General features: G+C 29.9%; 21 protein-coding genes and 1 pseudogene. 12 read left to right on the top strand and 10 right to left on the bottom strand.

Going from position 1 to position 25,949, the window contains the following annotated elements; all coding sequences use genetic code 11:
• Positions 1-31 precede the first annotated feature (31 nt).
• From MMARC5_RS02585 to MMARC5_RS02540, 10 genes and pseudogenes are all read left to right on the top strand, one after another.
• Positions 32-969: pseudogene (locus tag MMARC5_RS02585) on the top strand (hypothetical protein).
• 3 nt (positions 970-972) lie between these two features.
• Entirely contained in the window at positions 973-2,142 is a 1,170-nt protein-coding gene (locus MMARC5_RS02580; RefSeq protein ID WP_011868278.1) for a glycosyltransferase family 4 protein, read from the top strand.
• 10 nt (positions 2,143-2,152) lie between these two features.
• Positions 2,153-3,670, top strand: coding sequence for a flippase (locus MMARC5_RS02575; RefSeq protein ID WP_011868277.1), 1,518 nt, complete (start codon positions 2,153-2,155; stop codon positions 3,668-3,670).
• Between the two features lie 8 nt (positions 3,671-3,678).
• Positions 3,679-4,389 carry an acylneuraminate cytidylyltransferase family protein gene (locus tag MMARC5_RS02570; protein ID WP_048058442.1) on the top strand — a complete coding sequence of 237 codons (711 nt, stop codon included), beginning with the start codon at positions 3,679-3,681 and terminating at the stop codon, positions 4,387-4,389.
• The gene (neuB, locus tag MMARC5_RS02565; protein ID WP_011868275.1) at positions 4,367-5,413 is read left to right on the top strand and encodes an N-acetylneuraminate synthase; all 1,047 of its coding nucleotides are present in this window, start codon (positions 4,367-4,369) and stop codon (positions 5,411-5,413) included. The genes MMARC5_RS02570 and neuB overlap by 23 nt, the downstream gene beginning before the upstream one ends.
• A gap of 66 nt (positions 5,414-5,479) precedes the next feature.
• Positions 5,480-6,556, top strand: a complete 1,077-nt coding sequence (locus MMARC5_RS02560; RefSeq protein WP_011868274.1) for a hypothetical protein — start codon at positions 5,480-5,482, stop codon at positions 6,554-6,556.
• 1 nt (position 6,557) lies between these two features.
• Positions 6,558-7,673, top strand: coding sequence for a UDP-N-acetylglucosamine 2-epimerase (gene neuC / locus MMARC5_RS02555; RefSeq protein WP_011868273.1), 1,116 nt, complete (start codon positions 6,558-6,560; stop codon positions 7,671-7,673).
• A 2-nt stretch (positions 7,674-7,675) separates the two neighbouring features.
• A complete protein-coding gene (locus MMARC5_RS02550) occupies positions 7,676-8,740 on the top strand; it encodes a GNAT family N-acetyltransferase (protein ID WP_011868272.1) in 1,065 nt (354 codons plus the stop codon).
• 9 nt (positions 8,741-8,749) lie between these two features.
• On the top strand, positions 8,750-9,868 hold the full coding sequence (locus MMARC5_RS02545; protein ID WP_011868271.1) for a DegT/DnrJ/EryC1/StrS family aminotransferase: 1,119 nt from the start codon (positions 8,750-8,752) through the stop codon (positions 9,866-9,868).
• 26 nt (positions 9,869-9,894) lie between these two features.
• Complete coding sequence (locus tag MMARC5_RS02540; protein WP_231288459.1) at positions 9,895-10,863, top strand: UDP-N-acetylglucosamine 4,6-dehydratase family protein; 969 nt, start codon at positions 9,895-9,897, stop codon at positions 10,861-10,863.
• Between the two features lie 2 nt (positions 10,864-10,865).
• Here the strand turns inward: MMARC5_RS02540 and MMARC5_RS02535 are convergent, their stop codons facing one another.
• Positions 10,866-12,539, bottom strand: coding sequence for a hypothetical protein (locus tag MMARC5_RS02535; protein ID WP_011868269.1), 1,674 nt, complete (start codon positions 12,537-12,539; stop codon positions 10,866-10,868).
• Positions 12,540-12,684: 145 nt separating this feature from the next.
• Here MMARC5_RS02535 and MMARC5_RS02530 point away from each other — a divergent pair, with 145 nt between their 5' ends.
• Positions 12,685-13,815 (top strand): hypothetical protein, encoded by a 1,131-nt coding sequence (locus MMARC5_RS02530; RefSeq protein WP_048058441.1) that lies wholly within the window; start codon positions 12,685-12,687, stop codon positions 13,813-13,815.
• On the opposite strand, the gene MMARC5_RS02525 is transcribed toward MMARC5_RS02530, so the two are convergent.
• From MMARC5_RS02525 to ppsA, 9 genes are all read right to left on the bottom strand, one after another.
• Positions 13,812-14,954 carry a glycosyltransferase family 4 protein gene (locus MMARC5_RS02525; protein ID WP_011868267.1) on the bottom strand — a complete coding sequence of 381 codons (1,143 nt, stop codon included), beginning with the start codon at positions 14,952-14,954 and terminating at the stop codon, positions 13,812-13,814. The two genes, MMARC5_RS02530 and MMARC5_RS02525, sit on opposite strands and share 4 nt — an antisense overlap.
• A 43-nt stretch (positions 14,955-14,997) precedes the next feature.
• A complete protein-coding gene (asnB, locus tag MMARC5_RS02520; protein WP_011868266.1) occupies positions 14,998-16,890 on the bottom strand; it encodes an asparagine synthase (glutamine-hydrolyzing) in 1,893 nt (630 codons plus the stop codon).
• An 8-nt stretch (positions 16,891-16,898) separates the two neighbouring features.
• Positions 16,899-17,876, bottom strand: coding sequence for an NAD-dependent epimerase/dehydratase family protein (locus MMARC5_RS02515; RefSeq protein ID WP_011868265.1), 978 nt, complete (start codon positions 17,874-17,876; stop codon positions 16,899-16,901).
• Between the two features lie 11 nt (positions 17,877-17,887).
• A complete protein-coding gene (locus MMARC5_RS02510) occupies positions 17,888-19,210 on the bottom strand; it encodes a UDP-glucose dehydrogenase family protein (RefSeq protein WP_011868264.1) in 1,323 nt (440 codons plus the stop codon).
• A gap of 10 nt (positions 19,211-19,220) precedes the next feature.
• Positions 19,221-20,111: an NAD-dependent epimerase/dehydratase family protein gene (locus MMARC5_RS02505; RefSeq protein WP_011868263.1), complete on the bottom strand. Its 891-nt coding sequence runs from the start codon at positions 20,109-20,111 to the stop codon at positions 19,221-19,223.
• A gap of 90 nt (positions 20,112-20,201) precedes the next feature.
• The gene (gene galU / locus MMARC5_RS02500) at positions 20,202-21,050 is read right to left on the bottom strand and encodes a UTP--glucose-1-phosphate uridylyltransferase GalU (protein WP_011868262.1); all 849 of its coding nucleotides are present in this window, start codon (positions 21,048-21,050) and stop codon (positions 20,202-20,204) included.
• Positions 21,051-21,115: 65 nt separating this feature from the next.
• Positions 21,116-22,030, bottom strand: a complete 915-nt coding sequence (locus MMARC5_RS02495) for an AEC family transporter (protein ID WP_011868261.1) — start codon at positions 22,028-22,030, stop codon at positions 21,116-21,118.
• Positions 22,027-22,473 carry a phosphopantetheine adenylyltransferase gene (locus MMARC5_RS02490; RefSeq protein ID WP_011868260.1) on the bottom strand — a complete coding sequence of 149 codons (447 nt, stop codon included), beginning with the start codon at positions 22,471-22,473 and terminating at the stop codon, positions 22,027-22,029. The genes MMARC5_RS02495 and MMARC5_RS02490 overlap by 4 nt, the downstream gene beginning before the upstream one ends.
• 64 nt (positions 22,474-22,537) lie before the next feature.
• Positions 22,538-24,814, bottom strand: coding sequence for a phosphoenolpyruvate synthase (ppsA, locus tag MMARC5_RS02485; protein ID WP_011868259.1), 2,277 nt, complete (start codon positions 24,812-24,814; stop codon positions 22,538-22,540).
• 242 nt (positions 24,815-25,056) lie between these two features.
• On the opposite strand from ppsA, the gene MMARC5_RS02480 reads away from it, so the two are divergent.
• Positions 25,057-25,902: a phosphate ABC transporter substrate-binding protein gene (locus MMARC5_RS02480; RefSeq protein WP_011868258.1), complete on the top strand. Its 846-nt coding sequence runs from the start codon at positions 25,057-25,059 to the stop codon at positions 25,900-25,902.
• Positions 25,903-25,949 lie beyond the last annotated feature (47 nt).

Here is a 25,949-nt window from a genome sequence, read left to right as displayed (position 1 = left end):
TATAAAGGATTTGATTTTTGTGGGGGTTTTTATGTTATCGGATTTATTTCTGGAAATTAAAAGAAAAAATAATAACGAAAAAATTTCAGATTTTTTAAATATTTTGGATAGTATTTATAAAAACAACGAACCGAAAGTTGATGAACTTATTTTAAAAGAATTAGGAATTGAAAAAATTGAAAATGATTTTGCAATTTATGGTAAAAATTACCCATTATTTAAAATGCTTTATTATTTCAACGAAATTCCGCTTTTTAATTCTGAAAAAGAATCGATTATATTTTTAAAAAATAACAATTTAAACCCCTCAAAAACTTATTTTGAATTAGATATTTCTGAAAAAGAAAGATTAAAAGAATTAATTTTAAATTATGCTGAAAATAAAGTTCCAGATAGTTATAAACCCGTTTTAAAAGATGTAATTTTTGGAAATACGTACTATCTTTCAAAATATGACATGGAATTAAAAGAATACGTTTCAAACTTAAATTCATTGTATAAACTTAAAGAATACGATATTGTTAAAAATTGCATTTTAAAAAAAGAATTGCCGCCAAAAAATCTAATTTTAAAATATAAAAAGGACCTTTCAAAATCTATTGATTTGTTCAATAAAAAATTAAATAACGCAGATATCGAGAATTTCCAATAAAATTTGATGAAAAAACCTTTGATTGCCAGTATATCTATTTAAAACAGTCCTTGTGGGACAAAATTAAGGGCTGGTTTTTTGGTGAAATTAATGGAATTCATTACCCTGCGCTTGTAAATATTGCATATAATAATCCAAAAATTGATTATTTAAAACCATTTTTTATTTTAAATGATAATGAAGACGAAATAAATGTTGTTGCAAGAGTTCCAAAACTTTTATATTTAAAATCTGGCCTAACATTAAACCACATTAAATTAAATGGAAAAAATACTTACTTTGGAAAATGGAATAATTTAAAAATTTTAAAGATGTAAATCATGAAAAAAGCAAAATTACTTATTTTTCCAGGCTACTTTGTACCCCATTTAGGCGGTTTAGAAACGCATACTGACGAATTTTCAAAATATATGCCATCTGAAAACTATGATATCTCAATATTTGCACCAAATATTCCAAAATCTAAAGAATTTGAAATCCGACATGGTTTTGTAAAAGTATATCGGTATCCTGCATTTGAACTTATTTCGAACTATCCTGTTCCAAATATATTTAATTTAAGATTTTGGAAAATTTTATCTGATGCATATTTGCTAAAACCAGATATCGTAATGACCCGAACTAGATTTTTTTCAAATACTCTTTTAGGATTAATTTATGCGAAATTTAGGTCAAAACCTAAAAAATTAATCCATGTTGAACATGGAAGTGATTTCGTTAAGCTCGAAAATCCAATTAAAAATCATCTGGCATATTTTTATGATATTTCAGTAGGTAAAATAATATTCAAAAGATCAGATAGCGTTATTGCAATTTCAAAAGCAGTTCATAAATTCATAAAAACTAATTTCTTAGAAAAAAAAGATATTCCGATAATATATAGAGGTATGGAAATTGAAGAAATTGAAAAAATTGAAAAAAACTTAGAATTGGCTAAAAAATTTGAAAATAAGTTTAAAATCTGTTTTTTGGGAAGACTTTATAAGTGGAAAGGTGTAGAAAACATAATAGGTGCATATTCCAAACTACCTGAACAAATTCAAAAAAATACCGTTTTATTGATTATCGGTTATGGTGAAGACTTAGAAAGATTAAAAAATCTTGCAGGAGATTATTTAGATAACGGAATATATTTTTTGGGAAAATTAGATTTCAAAGATGCAATATCTGCAATGAAAGCCTCTGATATATACATTCATTCGTCTTATCCTGGGGGGGGACTTTCAAGTTCACTATTACAGGCAATGTGTTCTGGAAAAGCCATTATTGCTAGTCCCCATGAGGGTGCTGATGAAGTAATATTTGAGGATAATACTGGAATTTTATTGCCGAATAATAACGAAGAAGAAATAAAAAACGGAATTTGCAAATTATACTCGAATAAACAATTGATAAATAAATACGGAACTGCTGCAAAATTATTCTTAAAAGAAAATTTCACGTGGGATTCATCTATAAAACAATACATAAAAATCCTTGATAGATTGTGAAGTGATTTTTTTGGAATACAAAAAAAAGATATTATCGGGAATTAGCTGGAATGTACTTTCTTTTTTAATTTCGGCCCCGCTTGCATACTTTGTTAGAGTTTATTATTCCCACGAACTTCCAAAATTAGATGTCGGACTATATTATGCAGTTTGGGATTTATTCTGCGTTTTTGCAATTTTTAAAGCATTGGGGCTTGAACAGGCGATCATAAAATATATTCCCAAATACATTGCGAAAAATGAATATAATATGGTAAAATCCTCAATTGTAATAACTGGTATTCTTCAATTTTTAATTTCTGGCGTTTTTTCAGGAATTTTAATTCTATTGGCCCCATTAATTGCCAAATATTATATAAACAATCAAGGCCAGTTTTCAAATGACATTTTTACGGTAATAAATGTACTAATATTAATGACAGTCGGACTACAATTGCTACAAGGATGTGCTGATTTCTTTTCAAATATTATTTCAGGTTTTCAAAAACAAAACTATGCAAGTTCTACAAGGGTAGTCAAAATAGCATCGGTCTTAATTTTTTCTTTTATTTTTATTAACTTCTTTAATCTTAAAAATGCGTATGCTCCCGCCCTTGCTTATGCAATAACCCCAATTATTATGATTATTATATACTCAAGTATAACATTTAAAAAAATTTACCCTAATTTTTTTAAGGATGAATTTATTTTTTCTAAAAAAATCGTTAAAGACCTCTTTTCATACAGTATCCCTGTAATGATAGGTAGTGCTGGAAGCATTATTCTTGGATACCTTGATGGAATTTGTTTAACCTATTTCACAGGATTAAATACGGTTGCAGATTACCGTAATGTTGCACTGCCCACAGTAACTATTTTAAGTTACATATCTGTTTCTGTTGCATCTGTTCTTTTTCCGATGAGCTCAGAACTATGGGAAAAGGGCCATAAAGAGATATTGAACAGCATTTTTGAAAAAATAAGCTATTATTCTTTTTTATTAATACTTCCATTCTCATTATTAATGGCATATCTTCCTGAAACAATAATTGGCATTCTTTTCACCCCAGAATATTTGTCCGCTTCCGAACCGATGAAAATATTAAGTATCGGTGCTATTTTTTTAACATTGAACACTATCGGGTTTTCAGTATTAAATGGAATTGGAAAACCTGCACTATCTACAAAAATACTTTATATTGGAGCGTTTTTTAATTTAACATTTAATTTATTACTCATACCAAAATTTGGCGTATTTGGTGCAGCAATAACAACCGTAATTGGCTACCTGATAATGTGGATACTTCAAATAATTTATTTACGTAAATTCCTGCATTATTCATTGAATTTTAATAAATACGTTCTGGTGTCCATAGTAGGTATTTTTTCATTGATACCATTATTTTTAATGAAAAATATAGTTTTCAGCAGTCTGATAATGAAATTAAGTTCATTTACAATTACATACTTCCTGATGTATTTAACAGGACTTTTTATGTTTAAGCTGATTTCAATTAATGAATTAAAAAATTTATTAAATGTAAAATGAGAGATAATATGAAAATATTGGCAATAATTCCTGCAAGAGGCGGAAGTAAAGGCGTGCCTCGAAAAAATATAAAAAACCTTTACGGAAAACCACTTATCGCCTGGACAATTGAATGCGCAAAAAACAGCAAATATTTAACTAAAATAATAGTTTCGACAGACGATGAAGAAATTGCAAAAATTTCGGAAGTTTGTGGTGCAGAAGTTCCATTTTTAAGGCCCCTCCAGTTTGCAAAAGATAATTCACCAACTATTGATTCAATACTTCATGCAATCGAATTTTTTGAAGAAAAAGGGGAATTTTTTGATATAATTGTATTGTTACAGCCCACATCTCCGCTAAAAATTACATTAGATGTTGATAAATCTATAAATCAATTAATAAATAATCCCGAAGCAAAATCCCTAGTGAGTGTTGACGAACCAAATCATCCGCCATACTGGTCAATGAGCATAAAAAATGACTTTTTGGTTCCTGCGTTTGGCCAGGAATTATTTGAAAAAAGAAGACAAGACCTACCTAAAACATACATGCCAAATGGTGCAATATTTATCGCATATACTGATGAGTTAAAAAAATACAAAACATTTTACACTCCGAAAACTACATATTATACGATGACTTCTGACCGAAGTATTGATATAGATACAGAATTTGACTTTGAACTTGCTGAATTTTACATGGGGAGAAGAGAAAATGGCGATAAAAATAGGAAATAAAGAAATAGGGCTAAAAAATGCATTTATAATTGCTGAGGCAGGAGTAAATCATAATGGAAGCCTTGAACTTGCAAAAAAACTCATAGATGTCGCGTTCGAAGCGGGTGTGGATGCAGTCAAATTTCAAACATTTAAAACAGAAAATGTTGTAACTGAAAATGCAGAAAAGGCCGAGTACCAAATTCAAAATACCGGAGTTGAATCAGAATCCCAATACGAAATGATAAAAAAACTTGAATTAAGTGAAAAAGATTTTGAAAGATTATATAATTATTGTCAAGAAAAAGGAATCCTATTTTTATCCACGCCTTTTGATTTCGAAAGTGCTGATTTCTTAGATGATCTTGTTCCATTGTTTAAAATTTCATCAACTGACTTAAATAATATACCATTTTTGAAACATATTGCAAAAAAGAAAAAACCAGTAATAATTTCAACAGGAATGGGGACATTGTGCGAAATTGAAGAAGCTGTAACTGCTTTAAAAAACGCTGGAAATCATGAAATCATGTTATTACACTGTGTTACAAGTTATCCTGCAAAAGATGAAAGTCTAAATTTAAATGTAATACATACTTTAAGAAACGCGTTTAAATTGGATGTTGGTTTCTCAGACCATAGTTTAGGCATTTATGCATCAATTGCAGCTGTTTCAATGGGTGCAACAATTATTGAAAAACATTTTACATTAGATAATGAATTGCCCGGTCCAGACCATAAAGCATCGTTAAACCCTACACAGCTAAAAGAATTAGTAATTGGAATTAGATCTGTTGAAAAGGCGTTTGGTGATGGGATTAAACGATTAACTGAAGAAGAAATTGAAATTAAAAAAGTAGCTAGGAGAAGTATCGTCACTAAAAAAGACATTGCTGAAAATTCAATAATCACTGAAGATATGATTATATTAAAAAGGCCGGGTACGGGAATAAAACCAAAATATTTGCAGGATATTATCGGGAAAAAAGTAAAAAAAGATGTTAAAAAAGACAGCGTTTTGTTATGGGAAGATTTAATTGAATAACGTTTTATAATTAAAATAATCTTTAAGTATAAATTTTTAAATAAATTTCGTAAGAAGGGGGATAATTTGGAAATAGGTTCTTTTTTTGAGTTTCCGAAATATGACGGTATAGATTTTGAAAACTCTGCATATCACCATATTAAAGGAAATATTTCAACTCAGCAGTTAGATTCAATTTTTGTAGGGGATGGGCGTCAAGCAATAAAATTGCTACTCGAAGAACTAATAAAAAAAAATCATTCTGAATTTTATCTGCCTGCATATCTATGTCATTCAATCATTCAACCATTTGCTGAATTAAACATTGAATTTAAATTTTATTCCTGTGATGAAAAATTAAAACCTGATTTAAGAAATATTCCTGAAAATTCAGTAGTATATCTAATAGACTATTTTGGGAGTGATTCATTAAGTAAAAAGGAGATATTGGAAATTTCTAAAAAAAATATTGTGATTTTAGATATATCTCATTCAATATTAAATAAAGAAAGGTTAGAGATCCTCGATAAAAATGTCTTCATGATCGCAAGCCTTAGAAAAATTTTTCCAATACCTGATGGAGGAATTCTCTTTTATAAAAAAGGAATTTTAAATATGGAAAAAAGAGTATTTGAAAAAAATAATAATTATATAGAAATGCTTGAGGCCATGGTTTTAAAAAAATACTATATGAATAAATCAAACTCTGAAACTTCCTTAAAGAATTATTTTTTAGAATTATATAGAAATTATGAATTTTTAAAAGATGGATTAATTACCGTTAAAGAAATACCTCCGATTTCTATGGAAATACTGAAAAACATAGATATTAAAAAAATGAAAACCCAAAGAACAGTTAATTTAGAATATATTTACGATAATTTAAATAATCCAAACGTAAACACAATATATGAAAAAAAAGAACTGAAAAGCCCTTTTTTTATACCGCTCAATTTTGAAAATGGCGAAATAAAAGAAAGAATAAGAAAAAAACTTATAGAAAATCAAATTTACCCCCCAATACATTGGGAAATCCCCAAAGAAGTTCCTAAAAATTTTACTTTTGAACATGCACTCTCTGAAAATATCCTATCAGTACCGATTGATCACAGATACTGTCAAAAAGATATGGAAAAAATTTTAGGAATATTGAACGGTGAATAGTATGTGTGATGTAGCATTTATTACTGAATCGAGATCAGAATACTCTTTGATGAGCAAAGCCTTGATTGAACTTAAAAAATATGTCGACATAAAAATAATTGCGACAGGCATGCACCTAAGCCCCCATTTTGGAAATACTGTATCCGATATTGAAAATGATGGTTTTGATGTTGAAAAAGTAGATGCGCTTTTTGATTCAAATTCACTCGGAGGTATGCTTAAAACCATGGGGATGGAAATCTACGGCATTACCCAAGTTGTTGAAAAATTAAATCCAAAACTGATATTTGTAGAAGGAGATCGCTGTGCCGCGTTAGTTGGTGCACTTATCGGCGCCCACCTAAATATTCCAGTTGTTCACCACGGTGGCGGTGACGTTTCTGATTCGATAGACAATAAGCTAAGAAATGCCACATCAATTTTTGCAAACTATCACCTTGTAGGTAATCTTGAAAGTTACATTAATCTCTTAAAAATGGGAATTGATAAAAATAAAATATTTGTAACCGGGGAACCTGGCATTGATGACATTATTTTAGAAAATTACTCCAAAAAAGATACAATTATAGAAAAATATGGTATTAAAACTGATGAAAATCTACTTTTATTAATATTTCATCCAAATACCAACGAAAATGAAGAGGTAAAAACTCAAATAAAAGAAATTCTGGATGCAATCTTGGAATTAAATATTCCAACAATTTCGGTTTATTCAAATTCTGATGCAGGTGGTACAGAAATTAATAAAATGCTCGATGAATATTCTAAAAAATCAAAAAATATATCTGTATATGCACACATTTCACGAAAAGATTTCCTAGGACTTATGAATTTATGTTCGGCAATGGTGGGAAATTCAAGTTCCGGCCTTGTAGAACTCCCAAGTTTTAAAAAACCATTTGTAAATATTGGAAATCGGCAGAAAGGTCGTTTAAAAACGAAAAATGTAATTGAAACAAATTTTGATAAAACAGAGATAAAAAAAGCAGTTCATAAAGCTATTTACGATGAGAATTTTAAAAAAGACCTAAACAATTTAGAAAATCCATATGGTAAAGGGAAAAGTTACTCAAAAATAAATGAAATTATTTTAAAAATACTAAATAACGAGATGTAAATATGGAGATTATACGTGGCGAAAAAGAATGGAATAAACTAATTAAAAGTGATTTTGAAAACTACAACGATGTTTATTTTAATTATGGCTATTTTAACTTATATAAAATGCATTATGGCACAGATTTTGAAGGAATTTTCTGGGAAGATCGAAATATAAAAATTTTTCTCAGTCATTTAATCAGAGATATTTGTAAAATTAAAAATTTAGAAAATTTCGACGGTTATGATCTTACAACGCCTTATGGCTATGGTGGCCCAATAATCGTTAAAAAAACTAACGAACCTGAAAAAATTCGAAAATCAATATCTGACTTTGAAAAAGAATACCAAAATTATTGTTTAGATGAAAAATATATCTGCGAATTTTTTAGATTTCACCCAATTTATGAAAATCATATCTGCTTTAGTAAAATATTCAATACCCAATACTTAAGTGATATTAGATATATTGACTTAAACCAAAATATTGATACAATCAAAAGCAATTTTAAAAAAGGTCTTAGATACAACATTAAAAAATCAAAGAATGAAGGTTGTGATCTAAAAATTATTGAAAATCCCTCATCTGAAGATATAGATCATTTTATGGAATGCTACAATTCCATGCTATGTAGAAACGAATCTTCTGAAAAGTATCATTTTTCAAAACAGTTTATAATGGATCACTTTAAGTTCATAAAAACTTTTTTAATTTTAGCATACTATCAAAAAAAAGTGGTTGGTGCAGGCATTTTCTTTAAAGGGGAGACTATTATGCACTACCACCTTTCAGGAACATTGAAATTAAAAGGAATTTATCCAAATGATTTAATATTATGGGAGTCGATCAAAAAATCAAAAGACTTGGGACTAAAATACTTCTTTTTAGGCGGAGGGGTAATAAAAGACGACTCACTTTTTGAATATAAATCTGGATTTTCAAAACTTGATATGCCATTTTACATTGGTAAAAAAATATATGACCAAAATAAATATAATCAACTCGTAAAACATTTAAATTTAGTTAAACCATTAAATAAAGATTATTTCCCCGAATATCGAACTTTTGACAGTACAATCGTATAAAGTGATAAAATGAAGATACCATTATTTAAAATTTACTGGGATGATGAAGACATATCTTCTGTTGATACTATATTAAAATCTGGAGCATTTTGGAGTTCTGGAACACAAATTAAAACTTTTGAAAATAATATAGCAAAGTATTTGGGTTCAAAATATTGCATAACTTTTAATTCAGGAGGATCTGCATTGCATGCCCTGATGTTAGCACATGGGCTAAAACCGAATGATGAAGTAATAGTTCCGTCATTTACATTCATTGCCACATGTATGGCCCCAAAATACGTTGGATCAAAACCGGTATTTGCAGATATTGAAGAAGAAACTTTTGGATTAGACCCAAATAGCGTTTTGGAAAAAATAACCCCTGATACAAAGGCAATAATTCCTGTTCATTATGCAGGAATTTCCTGTAAAATCGATGAATTACGGGAAATTGCAGAAGCTAAGGATTTATTGTTGATAGAAGATGCCGCAGAAGCATTTGGCGCAAAATATAATAATAAATTTGTCGGAACTTATGGAGATTCTTCAATATTTAGTTTTTGTCAGAACAAAATATTTGCTACCGGAGAAGGCGGCTGTGTTGTAACTGATGACGAGGAGGTATATAATAAACTTAATTTGATATGTTCCTACGGCAGAATTTCAAAAGAAAACTATTTTTCGTCAAATTGCAGTGTAGATTATGTTGATATAGGATACAATTGGAGATTACCCACAATACTGGCGTGTTTAGGGATTTCCCAACTGGATAAAGTCGAAAAACTTATTAAAATGAGACGAAAAAACGCAGAATATTTAAATAAAAATTTAAATGAGATTAAAGGCGTAAAAACCATTAATGTCGAAAACAACAATTATGCAGTATACCAATTATACAGCATACTTTTAGAAAATACTGAATTAAGAGGAGAATTAATCCAATTCTTAAATAAAAAAGAGATATCTTCAAAAATATACTTTGATCCAGTTCATAAATATTCTGTTTTTAAATCGGCAAATGTAAACCTACCGGTTACCGAAGATATTTCTTCAAAAATACTCACACTACCAATGTACCCACACATGACGATTGAAGAAATGGATTACGTTATTGATTGTATTGAAGAATTTTTTAGGAGTCGGTAAATATGGAAAAAACTTTTGATGAACTTATGAAATTTTACGAAAATAAAAAAATACTGGTTACAGGAGGTACGGGATCAATAGGAAGCACGTTAGTGAAATCTCTATTAAAATTAAATCCTGATACCGTACGAATTTTTGATATTAATGAAACTGCACTGTTTGATTTAGAACATGAATTAAATGATAACAGAATACGATGCCTCATTGGGGACGTTAGGGATAAAGAGAGGGTATATCGTGCCGTTGAAGATATTGACATAGTTTTTCACGCGGCTGCATTGAAACACGTTCCCCTCTGTGAATATAATCCTTTTGAAGCCGTAAAAACCAATGTTTTGGGAACTCAGAATTTAATAGATGCCGCAATTGATGAAAATATTGAAAAATTCATAACCATAAGTACAGATAAGGCAGTAAATCCAGTAAATGTAATGGGTGCAACAAAATTACTGTCTGAAAGATTAACACTCTCTGCAAATCTCTACAAAGGTAGTAGAACAACAGTATTCTCGGCAGTTAGATTTGGAAATGTACTAAACTCAAGGGGTTCAATAATCCCATTAATAAAAGGGCAAATACGTAAAGGTGGCCCCGTTACATTGACTGATTCAGAAATGACCCGATTTGTAATGAAAATAGATCAGGCAGTGCACTTAGTATTAAAGGCAGGGCTTTTGGCCCAAGATGGAGAAATATTTGTTTTGAAAATGCCTTCTGTTAAAATTATTGATTTAATAGAATTTTTAATTGAAAAATATGCCCCGGAACATAATTATCAGAAAGAAGATATTGAAATCAAAAATATAGGAAAAAGAGCGGGCGAAAAGTTATATGAAGAACTTTTAATGGATGAAGAATGTTCTAAACTCGAAGAAACGGATGAAATGTATATAATTAAACCTTTTAAAAGTGAAAAATCTGAAAATGTAAAAAAAGTGTACAATTCCGAAAATGTAGGTTATTTAAGAAAAGAAGACCTTGAAAAATTACTTTAATATTACTCTATTTTTAAACTATGTATTACATCAGATATTGATTTTTTAGAACATTTTTGAAAATCCTCTTTTTCAATCATAAATATATTATTTAACGATAAAAAGAAAACTTTTGTACCATTCCTCATTAATTCATAAACTAGTGTGGAATCTACCCCTATTCCATATTCTGGGATAAAATCAAGATTATCTATAACTGAAATATCATTATATGATTTCATTATTTCTTCCAGATATTTTTTACTTGTAGGCGTTAAAAATTCTGCTGGATGAGGCTTAAAATAAAATTTAAAACCTTTTGATTTTAAAAAATTAACTTTTTCCGTTTCATTTTTGAAAAAATCTATTAAATCCTCATAAAAGTGACTATATCCTTGAGATATAAATAATATCGATTTTTTTTCGAATTTCTTTGATTTCCATTTTAAAAATCGGGGGTCATCCAAAACTGCAATTTTATCTTCAGAATAATTGTATTTATCCACCAATAATTTCTTTATACCCTCATTCCATACAAACTTTAAATCTGGTGAATCGTCATAATGTCCAGTAAACGGCAGATAGAAAGAATGATCTGGAATTATTACTTCGTGACTAAAAGCTATTGTATTAAAATATTCTGAATTTTTTCGTAAAATACTAAAGAAGAAATATAATAGATTCTTTTCAGAATCACCAATAACAATTTTTACATTGTTATTTTCAATGTACTTTTTTACGGATAAATAAAACCATAAACTAAATAAAAACTTATTTTTCATGAAATCTTCGTACATATGGTCAATAAATTCTATGTTTTCATCGGTTTTAACGATTGGAAAATTTTTATTTTTTTTAATATTCAATAAACCGTGAATAAAAATCTCGAGCCCGATATGAAAATCCAAAATATCTTCCAAAAATACGGATTTATTGTCATTTTTAAAAGTAATTAGGTATTTTAAAAAATTTTTAAATGAGTATTTTGTATATACAACTTGGATATTTTCAGTTTCAACGTCCGTATTAAAATTTAATTTTAAATATTCTTTAAATTCCGCATTTGAAAATATTTCACTGTTAAAAAAACCCTTGCTATCATAATATCTATCATAATCCGTGATTGCCAATATCATATTTTTATCATACTTTGCAGACGTTTTTGAAAATCCCGTTATGAATAAACATGTTAATTTCCTCATTAATAAGTAAAAAACCATGAAAAATCCATGAAAATTTCCAAAAAATTTTAAAAATATGTTTTTTTCATTATATCGTTTAATTTCGTTGGGAAATTTTTTAGAAATGTATTTTTCATAAAAATCAATATTTCTAATATAATCTAAAACTACAACATATTCATTTTTTAAATTTTTATCAACTGTTTTTTTAAAATTAAACCAGTTTTGCCAAGCTATTTGCTTGGAAGAATCAATATTGTCCCAGTGTATCAAATAATAAATATACGAATAATAAATCAGATCATTTAGTTCTTTTGATTCCAGTTTATTAACGAATTTTGGTCTTTTGGAGCTTTTAACTATGTTTTTAACGTATGGAAGGTAATTTAAAAGTATTTCAAAAGACTCGTTTACATTGGATGTGTATCTAATTTCATTATCAAGTTTTCTAAAAAAAACTTTATCGATAATTACATATTTTGAATCATTAAATTTTTTAAATATGTTTGACAACATTTTTCCACGGTTTCGAGATACGAATCAGAGCATATATATTCTTTAAATACAACAATTAAATAAGAAAATATGTTTATTTAAACATGCCTATAAATTAAGATTTATTATCCCTTACGGCCATGTTTGAAATATGTTAGGTGATACTTTGGAAAATACTAAAAATACCTACCCGATAATACCAGAACTTTGTTCATTAACTACGGACAATAAAATGCTTTCGGGATTTAATTACTCGACATTGCTTTACAATATTAAAAACATGGCCAATAACCCAGATTACGATTTTACAGTAAATTATAAAGTAAATAAAAAAGTAGAAAAAGAATTTAAAAAATTGAAAAATGAAGGCAAAATAAAAAATCTATTTTCTAATGTTTACATTTGTAAAGATTCCAAAAATCTTGAATTTTACATGTTTCAAAAATCCATTATTACATTTGTTGGAAAAATATGTTTTGATGAAAAAACTAAAAAAATCAACGTTACTTCAAATCGAGCTTGGAGTAAAATAATGTTTCCAATATGGAATTTAGATTCACCGAGAAAGGTTCTTAACGATCTTTTATTTTTCATACTACTTCAAAATGGTTATTTAACACTACATGCTTCGGCAGTTGCAGGGCCGAATAATGACGATGTAACAATAATAATGGGTAAACCAAATACCGGAAAATCAATTTCAACATTTAGTTTGGTGTCTGAGAAAGATTATAGTTTAATTGGTGACGACATTATTGTAGTGGATATAAATACTAAAAAAGTATATTCTTGCCCATACGCATTTACTTACTACCATAATGAATATTTGATCGGTGAATTTTATAAAAAAGGGCTTATTTCCAGATTAGAATTCTTTAAACTTCGATGGAACGAATTTTTGAAAAAATTCCCGATAATATATCTGTATAGTTCATTTAAAATGGATTATCAAAACATTTTTGAAAAATTACCATATAAACCAGTCGGAACCCTAAAAAACATTATGATTTTGGAAAAAACATTAGATACTAAGGCAGTAGAAAAATTAGATACTGAAGAAAAAAACAAAACTACCGGAATAATAAAGTTTTTGAATAATGTAGAGTTTTTCTGGTGGAAAAGTGACATTTTAAAATCGTTAGAATATTTAAACGAATCACAAATATTTCCAAAAATTGAAAAAATGGAAACTGAAGCAGTACAAAATATGCTATCAAATACTGAAGTCTACAAAATAGATAATACGAATTCAGTTGCATTTTACGGAATAATTGATGAAATTAATAAAAAAAGTTAATTACGAATTAAATTATTAAATATTTCTTCAAATTTTTCTGAAGTTTTTTTCCATGAATAAGTTTTGCGTATTTTATTTTGTATTATTTCCGAATCCAATTTTGAACTCTTTATTTCGGTTATTTGAGATACTGCTGAATCAACGTCTTCAAAAATATAAACGCCTTTGCCAATTTTTCTTTTTATTTCCTCTATTGCAGTGTTTTTGAAAGCGAGAACTGGAATTCCAAAACTAAGTCCCTCTAGATAAGTTATACCAAAACCTTCGTATTCTGAAGATTGAATAAATAAATTGGATTTTGAAAACCATTCCACTTTTTCTTCTTCAGTTACCCTACCTAGCAAAATAACATTTTTTAAATCTTTTTCTAAAATCATTTTTTCAAGATTTTCTTTTTCGGGCCCCGATCCTGCAATTGCAAAAACTATTTTTTTATCTTCAGAGAGTCTTTCTGCGATATTCAATATAATATCGAGCCGTTTTCTTTTTACGAGTCTTCCAATGGTAAATACTATAAATTGGCCATTATTAGATATATTTTTAGAATTCGATATTTCTGGCATATTTATACCTAAGGGCACGCAAAAATATTTTAAATCCTTTTTTTTGCCCCCGAATAAATAATCTAGATATTTTTCCTGTGTTTCACTAGTAACTGTAATAAAATCTGCATATTTTAATAATTTCTTTATTAATTTATTCAAAAGGTACCCATTTTCCTCAGGCCTTACAATATCCATTCCACTGCCGTAATGGTGAATTGAAAAAACCAGCGGTTTTTTAAATATTTTTGATAAAACAACGGAAGGAATTCCTGGTAAAGCCACAGTATGAGTATTTATCACATCAAAATTAAATTTTTTGAATATTTTTAAATAAAATAAATAAAATAAAGCCGTTAAATTAAATAAACTAAATTTTAAAAATCTATTTTGTATAAAACATAAAAATTTACCAAATCGATAAATTTCCAAATTTCCAAATTTTTCATAGTTCTTGGAATTTGGATCTATAAATGGAGTGACGATTGATACGTTATTTCCACTTTTTTCTGAAATTTTTTTTGCTGTTTCCAGTATTGAATTTTCAATACCGCCGTCTCGGGGTAAATACGTGGGTGTTATTATCAGTACGTTCATTTTTTCGCCATTAGGTTAACTTAAATAAATATTCGTATTCCAACTAATATTCCATCCATTTTTCCCACCATTTGGAAAAAATAAACAATCTTATTTTAGCGTGGGTTGACAATTTATCATTTCTATTCATTACTTTTTCAATATAATAATCATGAATATCCGGATTTATATCTTTTAAAATTAAAAGGCCTTTTTCAAAATCTTTTTCATATTTTTTATCCAATATCCATTTTTCAATTGGCGGTGTGAAACCTTGTTTCTTTCGAGTGATTATTTTTAAAGGTAAAACTCCTTTAACGAGCTCTTTCATTAATTTTTTTGTATTGAATAAATCCACTTTCCATTTTGAAGGTATTTTTTGTGCAAACTCTGCAAATCGGTAATCTAAAAACGGACTTCTTACCTCTAAAGAATTTCTCATTGAAGCACGATCGACTTTTACTAAAAAATTATCTGAAAGGGTATTGTATAATAAATCATATATTCGAAATCCTTCAACTAAATCATTGCCACCCTTTTTTAAACTATACTTAAGTTTTTCCATAGTCCATCCATAATACTTTTCAGTTATTAATCGATTATCGCTGAATGAATTTATAAAAAATAATTCAGGATCCGATAAAGAAACTTCGAACGCTTTTTTTAAGGAATAGATGTTAAAAAATCCATTTAAATTCTCTTTTACAGGTATTTTTGATCCAATGCGCCTTAAAATTTTTGGAAGCTTTCGTATAATTTCCAATCTCTTTGCTGCAAGATGCATATTGTAACCGCCAAAAACTTCATCCCCACCGTCACCACTCAGGGAAACGATAACAGTTTTTTTAGCCATATTGCTTAAAAAATACGTTGGAAAACCAGAATAATCTCCAAAAGGTTCGTCATAGATTTCGGAAAAAATATCAACAATATTCTCAAAATCATTCTCTTTAAAATATTCGTGGTGATGTATTGTCTTAAAATCATCTTTAACCATATTTATATATGGCGTTTCGTCATAATCGCCTTCAAAACCAATTGAAAAGGTATGTAATTTCTCCAAGTTCGTAAAATTTTTCATAATGCCCACAACTGTTGAAGAATCTATCCCGCCACTTAAAAAAGCACCTACTGGAACGTCTGAACGCATTCTTAGTTTAACTGAATCTTCGAGTAACTTTTTACCCACTTCGAGTAACTTTTTCTTATCATTATTTGGACTATAATCAGGTAGTTCCCAGTATTTTTGAATATTAATTTCTTTTTTATGTATATCAAAAACAAGATTACTTGCAGATTCTATCTTGTAAACGTTATTGTATATCGAATAAGGGGATGGAATATACCCTAATGAAAAATAAAGATCTATTGCATCTTTATTAATATTTTTTAAAGATCTTAAGTTTAAATAATCATGTTTTAAAATTCCTTTAAGCTCTGAACTAAATATGAAATAATTTTCATCAAAATAGTAATAAACTGGCTTAACACCAAGTCTATCTCTGCTCAAAAATAGTATATTTTTTTCTTTATCATATATGCAAAATGCCCACATTCCGTTAAACTTATTTACGCATTCTAAACCCCATTCTAAATATGAAGCCAGTAAAACTTCTGTATCTGAGTTTGTATTAAAATTATAACCTTTTTGAATTAACTCATCTTTTAATTCTTGATAATTATAAATTTCTCCATTGTAACATATTGCAACGTTACATTTTTGAATTAACTCATTTTCAAAGTTTTCGTTGCAGGATGCTGTTTCTTTTGAATAAAACATTGGTTGGTGTCCTTTTTCAGTTAAATCTAAAATAGATAACCTAACATGCCCTAAAGACACTTTTTGTTCATTATCCAAAAAGAATCCCCTATCATCGGGTCCCCTATGTTTTATTTCGTTATTCATTAATTTAATGTAATTTTCACTTGAAAAATTAAATCCATTTATTCCACACATGGGCGCACCTAAATATCTTTGAGCCATTGTTTATTTTCTAAATACCAATTTACAAATTTTTGAATTCCTTCTTCAATGGAAACTTTTGGGCGGTAGTTTATCATTTTTTTCGATTTTTCTAAATCTGCCATTGTTACAGGGACATCACCTGGTTGAATCGGCATGTAATTTTTTATTGCATTTATCCCCAGTTCTTTTTCAATTAAATTTATCATGTATTCTAAATTTACTGGATTATCCCCCCCCAAATTAAAAATATTGTATCCCAAATTAGGCGTATTTATTGCGTTTTTGATACCCTCAACGATATCTGAAATATATGTAAAATCCCGGTTCATGTCTCCAAAATTATATATGTCTATTTGTTCCCCATTTAATATTTTTTTTGTAAATTTCCAATATGCCATGTCGGGCCGTCCAAATTCCCCATAAACTGTAAAAAACCTCAAACCCACCATTTCCATATCATAAAGATGATGATAAACATGCGCGAGTAACTCATTGTATTTTTTAGTTGCTGCATAAATGCTAACGGGCTTACCTACATTATCTCTTTCCGAAAAAGGAATTTTTTGGTTCCCGCCATAAACAGAAGAAGACGATGCGAAAACTATTTTTTTAATATTGTATTTTTTAGCAATTTCGAAAATATTTAAAGTTCCAATATTGTTGCTATATTCATATGCCCAAGGATTTTCTAAAGAGTACCTAACTCCGGCTTGTGCGGCTAGGTGGACAATTAAATCAGGCATTTCTTTCGAAAAAATATCTTCCAGTTCTTTAAAATTATCTAAATCTATTTTGTAAAACTTAAAATTATTTTTTGAAAATTTATTTAGCATATCAAGTCTTTTTTCTTTTAAAATCGGATCATAATATGAATTTAAATTATCAATTCCAACCAAACTTTCAATATTTTCATCCAATAAATTTTTGCATAAACTATACCCTATAAAACCTGCTGCACCAGTTACCAAAATCTTCATGAACTCACCGATTAATTTATGCCGACACCCACGTATTCAAACCCTATCTCCTCAATTACATCCTTATTTAATATATTTTTACCATCGAATAAGATTTTTTTATTTACTGATTTTGAAATATCCGCCCAATTTTCAAAATTCAATTCTTCATACTCGACTGCAATAATTATTCCGTCTGAATTTACTACTGCATCCCTTACACTGTCCAAAATATATAAATTATAACCGTAAAAAGCTCGAGATTTATCTAAATTATACATATTGTATGCATTTTCTCGTGCTTTTTTTACATAATCAAATCCTTTGACGATTGCGCCTTCTTTTAACAATAAATCAATTAATTTTATTGATGCACTTTCCCTCAAATCATCAGTTTTTGGTTTAAATGAAAGTCCCAAAACTGAAATCGTCTTACCTGCAATATCTCCGCCATAACGTTCCTTAAGTTTATTAAAAAACCAAAAGATCTGATCTTCATTAACTCGATCAGTTGCACCAATAATGTTTGGAACAATGTCATGATTTTCAAACTGTTTTATAAGGGACTTGACGTCTTTTGGAAAGCACGATCCCCCATACCCGATTCCCGCATTTAAAAACTTACCACCTATTCGATCATCCATACCCATTGCATATGCAACTGTTTTGATATTAGAATTCGTTAAATCTGCTAATTTTGATAATTCATTTATAAAAGATATTTTTGTCGCTAAAAACGCATTTGATGCATATTTTATCATTTCAGAGGTTTCCCAGTTAGTAATCACGAATGGAATATTTTTTTTCATAAATTCCCCATAGATTTCCAAAATATATCGTGATTCGGGGTTAAAATCTTCAAAACCAAGTACTATTCTTTCAGGATTGAAAAAATCTTTGAGTGCGATTCCTTCTCGTAAAAATTCAGGATTTGAAATAATTTCAATATTTGGATTATTTAATCGTTCTTTTATCATTCGATTAGTTCCAATAGGTACTGTGGATTTAATAACTAAATACTTTGAATTTTCAACATAATTTTTCAAATTATCTGTTGCCGAAAATAAAAACCTCAAATCTGTGTTTCCATCCCTATCCTGAGGTGTTCCAACACATAAAAATATTACTTCAGATTCTTTTAAACATTCATAAGAGGTGGTAAATTTTAAATTTTTGCCCACGTGTGATCTCAAAAGTTCCTCGAGTCCTTCTTCGTGTAATGGGCATAAACCCTCGTTTAACATTTTAACTTTAGTTTCGTCTATATCTATGCCCATAACCTCAAAACCAAAACTTGCGAGACCCGTAGCTTGTATCAATCCAACATATCCTGTTCCTATAACTGAAATTTTCATTTTTTCACGTTTAAAATGCAAATACTAGATTTTTAATTCCATCCTGTAATTCGACGTCTGGAATCCAACCTAAACTTTTAGCTTTTTTATAATCTATATATGTTCTATATACTTCACCTTCTCGCTCTTTTTCATATATTGCATCCAAATTAAATCCCAATTCAAAAGAAATAAGTTTAAAGAGCTCATTTACCGAAGTTTCCCTTCCAGAACCAATATTTACTATTTGATTTCTCCACCCTAGTGCCAATAAATTTGCTTTTGCGACATCCCTAACATTTATAAAATCCCTAGTTTGGTTTCCATCCCCATAAATTACGGGCGTTTCCCCTTTTTTTATTTTGTCAATAAATATGGAAATAACCCCTGCTTCACCAAGGGGATCCTGTCTTTCCCCATAAACATTAGAATATCGCAAAATACAGTATTCGATACCATAAAGACGATTATATAGTTCAATATATTCTTCTGCGCAAAATTTACTTGATCCATAAGGAGATAATGGTTTTATTGGGTGATTTTCATCGACGGGTAAGTATTCGGGTTCTCCATAAACTGCACCCCCTGATGAAGAATATATAATTTTTTTAACACCATATTTTTTCATCTTTTCCAGAATATTTACTGTTCCAAGAATATTTACTTCAGCATCGAACATAGGGGCACTTAAGGATTTATTAACGTTAATTTGAGCGGCCTCATGGATTACACATTCAAATCCAGATAAATCCAAAGTTTTATCTAAAATATCTCCATTTATAAATTTTGCGGAAGTATTTAAATTTTTTTCGTTTCCGGTGCTTAAATTATCCAAAATTGATACATCGTGTCCATTTTCGATTAAAATATCTACAATATGGCTCCCAATAAATCCTGCACCACCAGTAACTAAAATTTTCAAAATTTCACCAAAAAATTAAATTTTATTGCTTTTATTAAGTAAATGGCAGTTATTTCTCTAAATTATTTAATTTAAATCGAATCAAAGGAACTATTCCTCGCAAAGATCTTGAATATATTCTTTAAATCCTTCAATGTTTTCAATTCCAAGTTCCACATTTGCTTCAAGCCATCCTTTAATATCCCCTATATCATACCTTTTGAAATCAACTTCGACACCAATTATTTTTTCTTCTTTTAATAATGTTTTCATGGCATCCGTCAATTGTATTTCCCCCCCTTTTCCAAGTTCGATATTTTCGATATGACCAAATATTTTTGAAGATAGAAGGTATGCACCAGTAATTATCAAATTTGAAGGTGCTTCCTCAACATTTGGCTTCTCGATGAGGTCATTTACTTCGAAAATTCCATTTTCAATTTCTTTTCCTGAAATTACCCCATATTTAAAAACATCTTCTTTTGGAACTCTTTCAAGAGCAATTACTGAACATTTATATTTTTCATGTGCTTCGATTAGTTTCTTTGGTACATTTCCTGAATAAATTGTATCTCCAACCATTACGATGGTATAATCTTCACAAATAAATTCTCGTCCACAATATACTGCATCCCCAAGACCTTTCTGTTTCCCTTGCCTAATGTAATAAATATGTGCAAAGTCATTTATTTCCTGAATTGTTTTTAATGCCCCACACTTTCCATCTTTTTTTAATCGATCCTCTAGTTCAAAATTTTTATCAAAATGGTTTTCAATTGCGTACTTTCCACGTCCTGTAATAATAAGTATATTTTCAATTCCTGCTTCAGCCAAATCTTCTATTACATACTGTATAATTGGTTTTCCTAAAACTGGGAGCATTTCTTTAGGCTGTGCCTTCGTAATTGGAAGAAGTCTTGTTCCAAATCCTGCTGCAGGTATGATAGCTTTTTTTACCATTAATTATTACCCCTAAATCACTAACATTTATTAAAAATATATTCAATTATAATAATTAAACCGTATTATATTATTGTATATATTATAGGCAATATCAACAATGATAAAACTGTTGATACAAAACATGCTGAAGCCACGAGTTTTACATCCAAATCATATATTACTGCATAAACTAACGGCATCATTGCAGAAGGCATTGCAGATTGCATTATCGCTACTTGTTTATCTAACTGGTTTGATAAAATACTTTCGGAAATAGGAAATGCAACCAGTGGAGAAATTACCATTCTAAATAAGGATACAATAATTCCATAGAATATTCCAAATTTTGCAGCTTTTGGAGATAAAGAAAGCCCTAGTGAAAGCATTATTAATGGAATTGTTGCATTTGCCATGTATCCAAGTGATTTTATAAAAAATTCGGGGAATGTCGATAATTTTACGTGTAATAATACCAGTATTAATGTAACTATCCCTGTAAATAGTGGTGGAAATGAAAATACTTCTTTTAAAATGCTTTTTTTGGCACCGCTAACTTTAACTCCAACATAAGTTCCAAGAAGCATGCTGCAAAAGATTGCGGACATATCACAAAAAATTGCTCTTAAAAGACCTTCGTTTCCATAAAACCCAAGAATTACTGGATAACCCAAAAATCCTGTGTTTCCAATGGAAGAAACAAGTACAAATCCACCAAGAGATTTGTTATCTAATTTTAAACACTTTCCAACAAGATATGCCAAAAGTGCACAAACTGCCGTTGAAATAAATATAATTAATGGAAGTTTCATAAATTCTGGAAGATCTGAAGGAGTTACATTTGTAAGTAACTGTAAAAAGATTGTTGACGGCATAGTAATGTAAATTACTATTTTATTTAAAACCATTCTGTCTTTTTCGTCAAGTATTTTAAAATTTCTTGAGATATAACCAATTAAAATCAAAAATACTATTATATACATGATTTCCATAAATATCATCGTTTTAAATTTCCTTGTTTATCTATCTCACCAGTTCTTATTCTCGTAGTTGAAATTGGAATATTATCTTTTGCCATTAAAAAGTTGTAAACTTCAATTTTTAAAGGTTTTAATCCATTTTTAAGTCTTATTTTATTTATCGTTTCAGCATTCTCTTTTGTTTCAGGAGTTACGACAATTATGTCATAATCTTTCGAAATTGAGTTTCCATAAGCGTCATTAATTACCATTATTTCATAATCAATTTCATAATTATTTAAAAACTCTTTTAACTTGATTTTTCGGATATCTAATGGATCTACATCATGTTTTTTATACAATTTTATAAATTCGTCACTGGTTATTCCAATAAACAGTTTTCCAAATTTTGATGCATGTAATAACAGATTTTCGTGGCCCTTATGTAATACATCAAAGGTACCTCCAATAACAACTTTATTCATCCCAAAAACACCATTTATAAATTAAAATTAAATAATATAATCTAATAAAATAAAAAAGAAAGAATTATTTTTGTCTCCTTATTGCTTCAAGAATGATTTTTTGCTCAGTTCTTGCAACAACGTTTCTGATTGTTTCCACTGCATCAATATTTGCAGAAATACTAGTAATTCCCCATTCAACCAATTTTTCAACGATTTGTGGTCTGCTTCCAGCTTGTCCACAGATTGAGGTTTTTACGCCTGCATCCTTACATGATTTGATAACAATTTCAATCAATTTGAGAACTGCAGGGTGGTTTTCGAGGTAGTATTTCGAAACGTTTTCATTGTTTCTATCGATTGCAATTGTGTACTGGGTTAAATCGTTTGTTCCAAGGCTTACGAAATCTATTCCTTCTGCGATAATGTCATCGATTATCAAAGCGGCTGCCGGAGTTTCAACCATTACCCCAAACTCCACATCCAATCTAAGTTTTAATCCAACTTCATTTGCGATTTCTTTCACGTTTCTTATTTCATCAACGTTTGTAACTAAAGGTATCATTACATTGATATTTCTGTATCCATCCTCCCTTAATTTTTTGATCGCTTTTAATTCGCACTTTAAAATTTCAGGCTGGTCGAGTCCTCTCCTGATACCTCTCCATCCCATCATGGGGTTGTGTTCGTGAGGTTCTTCTTCGCCACCTTTTAATCCGACAAACTCGTCAGTTGGTGCATCAAGAGTTCTGTATGTAACTGGTCTAGGGTAAAATGCATCTGCAACTTTTCTGATACCTTCTGCGAATACATCAGTTAATGCACCTTCACCTTGATCGTTTAAGATTTTTCCAGGGTGGACACCAGTTCCTAAAATCATGTGTTCTGCCCTTAAAAGTCCAACACCATCAGCACCGGTTGCTGCGGCTCTTTCTGCAACTTCAGGCATGCTGACATTTGCTTTTATCTCTGTTGCAGTAATTACTGGAGCTCCGGCATAAACTACCTGAGCAGGCGCTTTTTCTTCAGTTTTACCAACTTTTCCTTCGTAAACAATTCCTTTTTCACCATCAACAGTGACACATTCTTCATCTTTTAACATTTTTGTAGCTTCTTTGGTTCCAACTACACAAGGTGTTCCGAGTTCTCTTGAAATAATTGCGGCGTGGCAGGTTAGTCCACCATCATCTGTGATGATCGCAGCTGCTTTTTTCATTGCAGGAACCATGTCGGGAGTTGTCATTTTTGTAACTAAAATATCCCCATCAATTATCCTTCCGATTTCTTCAATTTCTGTAATAATTTTTACTTTTCCAGCTTCAGTTCCAGGAGATGCACCAATTCCCTTCAATAAAATTTTTCCATCTATATCATTTGAAGATTTTGATTCTTTTTTCTCGTTTAATGTGGTAATTGGTCTTGCCTGTAACATGTAAATTTCCCCGTTTTCAATAGACCATTCAATATCCATTGGTCGTTTGTAGTGATTTTCAATCGTTTGACCAACGTTTTCGAGTTTTTTGATCATTTTTTCAGATAAAACCTGTTTTTCAAGTAAATTTTCAGGAGTTTTTACTTCTTTTGTAACTCCGTCGGTATCTTTTATAAACATTGTATCTTTTCTTGCAACATTAACACTTAAAATTTCTTGAGTATCTTTTGTGATAATGTACGTGTCAGGACTTACTGTTCCACTGACAACACCTTCTCCAAGTCCCCAAGCTCCTTCGATAACCATCTGGTTATAGTCGTGGTTTATCGGGTTTACAGTGAACATAACTCCAGCTTGGTCAGCATTTACCATTTTTTGAACTACTGCAGCGAGTGCAACTTCAAAATGGTCGAATCCTTTTTCTTCCCTGTAAAAAATAGCTCTTGGTGTAAATAATGATGAAAAACACTCTTGAACAGCCTGTAAAACCTGTTCATCGCCTTTAATGTTTAAAAAAGTTTCCTGCTGTCCTGCAAAACTTGCGTCAGGTAAGTCTTCTGCAGTTGCTGAGCTCCTTACAGCAACAAATGTTTCTTCGTCTCCGCCCATTTCGCAAATTTTACTGTAAGATTCGATAATACTCAATCTCAAATCATCAGGAATTTTAACACTTTCTATAGCTTTTCTAACTTCTTTTGATGCTTTGTTCAATTCTTCATTGTTATTAACATCAATATTTGACAAAATTCTTTCAATTTCATCTTGTAACTTCGTTTCCTTAATAAAGTATCTGTAAGCCTCTGAAGTAACGACAAATGCTGGAGGGACAGGTAATTTCGCGTTCCACATCTCCCCTAAAGATGCCCCTTTTCCACCTGCAATATCAACATCATCATTTCTGAGATCGTCAAGCCAAGTTATCAGTTTCATGTTGAATCCTCCATTCATTCGAGTCATGTTTCTTCTATCAAAAATAACTATGATTACAATTCTATTTTATACATCTCAGATATATAATATTTTGTAGGGTTGATTTCAGACTTAGTTTTTGATAATTTATTTTTTTAAAATATATTTGAGTTATTCATAAAATAGGAACTAAAATACCAAAATAGAAACATTTATATACATTTGATGTGTAGGGCATATCATAAACCTAGGAGGTGCCTCCTTTGAAAAAATATATAAATGTTCTAATAGGTGCTGTCTTTATTTCACTAATCGTGGGATTCAGCGGATGCACAGATAATACTAATGGCTCAAATGACGCAGAAGAAGTCCAGCAGTTCAGTTTAAAAATTTCAGGTTCAACTACCGTTTTACCTATTGCAGAAGAAGCTGCAAAACAATTCATGATTCAAAATAAAAACTACATGATTGAAGTTACCGGTGGAGGCTCAGGCCTTGGTGTTAAAGAATCCGGTGAAAACTTAAATGACATCGGAATGGCTTCAAGAGACGTGAAATCCTCAGAATTTGAAGAATATCCTTCATTACAAGTATTTGGAATTGCAAAAGATGGTGTTGCAATCATCGTGCACCCAGATAACTCAGTATCGGGCTTAACACAAGAACAAATCGTTGCAATATACGCTGGAGAAATTACAAACTGGAATGAAGTTGGTGGCGAAGATGCACCAATTACAGTTTACACGAGAGACGAAGAAAGTGGTACTAGAGAAGTATTCTTTGAAAAAGCACTGAATAAAGGAAATATCACAAAACAGGCCGTTGTTGTTGCATCAAATGGTGCAATGAAATCATCAGTTAAAGCTGATGTTAATGGAATAGGATACCTTTCAATTGGATACCTTGACTCATCAGTTAAAGGCTGTGAATACGAAGGAGTACTTCCTACCGAAGCTAATGTAGTTTCCGGAACTTACAAAGTTTCAAGAACATTAAACGTTATTACAAACGGTCAACCTTCAGAAGAAGCACAAGCATTCATTGACTTTTTATTAAGTTCAGAAGGCCAGCAAATCGTTGTAAATGAAGGATACATCCCTGTAAACTAAATATCTACTTATTTTTTTAAAAAAATTCTATTAATCTTTTCAATTTA

The sequence above is a fragment of the Methanococcus maripaludis C5 genome (genome assembly GCF_000016125.1).
Taxonomy (GTDB): Archaea; AGJL01; Methanococci; order Methanococcales; family Methanococcaceae; genus Methanococcus; species Methanococcus maripaludis_D.
The sequence above is the reverse complement of the archived record's forward strand: the minus strand, read 5'-3'. Positions and strand labels throughout refer to the sequence as shown.

Excerpts from the sequence above, each read along its gene's own strand:
- MMARC5_RS02580 (WP_011868278.1), top strand. The coding sequence starts at position 973 with ATGAAAAAAGCAAAATTACTTATTTTTCCAGGCTACTTTGTACCCCAT.
- MMARC5_RS02570 (WP_048058442.1), top strand. The coding sequence starts at position 3,679 with ATGAAAATATTGGCAATAATTCCTGCAAGAGGCGGAAGTAAAGGCGTG.
- neuB (WP_011868275.1), top strand. The coding sequence starts at position 4,367 with ATGGCGATAAAAATAGGAAATAAAGAAATAGGGCTAAAAAATGCATTT.
- neuC (WP_011868273.1), top strand. The coding sequence starts at position 6,558 with ATGTGTGATGTAGCATTTATTACTGAATCGAGATCAGAATACTCTTTG.
- MMARC5_RS02550 (WP_011868272.1), top strand. The coding sequence starts at position 7,676 with ATGGAGATTATACGTGGCGAAAAAGAATGGAATAAACTAATTAAAAGT.
- MMARC5_RS02545 (WP_011868271.1), top strand. The coding sequence starts at position 8,750 with ATGAAGATACCATTATTTAAAATTTACTGGGATGATGAAGACATATCT.
- MMARC5_RS02540 (WP_231288459.1), top strand. The coding sequence starts at position 9,895 with ATGAAATTTTACGAAAATAAAAAAATACTGGTTACAGGAGGTACGGGA.
- MMARC5_RS02535 (WP_011868269.1), bottom strand. The coding sequence starts at position 12,539 with ATGTTGTCAAACATATTTAAAAAATTTAATGATTCAAAATATGTAATT.
- MMARC5_RS02525 (WP_011868267.1), bottom strand. The coding sequence starts at position 14,954 with ATGAACGTACTGATAATAACACCCACGTATTTACCCCGAGACGGCGGT.
- asnB (WP_011868266.1), bottom strand. The coding sequence starts at position 16,890 with ATGTGTGGAATAAATGGATTTAATTTTTCAAGTGAAAATTACATTAAA.
- MMARC5_RS02515 (WP_011868265.1), bottom strand. The coding sequence starts at position 17,876 with ATGAAGATTTTGGTAACTGGTGCAGCAGGTTTTATAGGGTATAGTTTA.
- MMARC5_RS02510 (WP_011868264.1), bottom strand. The coding sequence starts at position 19,210 with ATGAAAATTTCAGTTATAGGAACAGGATATGTTGGATTGATACAAGCT.
- galU (WP_011868262.1), bottom strand. The coding sequence starts at position 21,050 with ATGGTAAAAAAAGCTATCATACCTGCAGCAGGATTTGGAACAAGACTT.
- MMARC5_RS02495 (WP_011868261.1), bottom strand. The coding sequence starts at position 22,030 with ATGATATTTATGGAAATCATGTATATAATAGTATTTTTGATTTTAATT.
- MMARC5_RS02490 (WP_011868260.1), bottom strand. The coding sequence starts at position 22,473 with ATGAATAAAGTTGTTATTGGAGGTACCTTTGATGTATTACATAAGGGC.
- ppsA (WP_011868259.1), bottom strand. The coding sequence starts at position 24,814 with ATGAAACTGATAACTTGGCTTGACGATCTCAGAAATGATGATGTTGAT.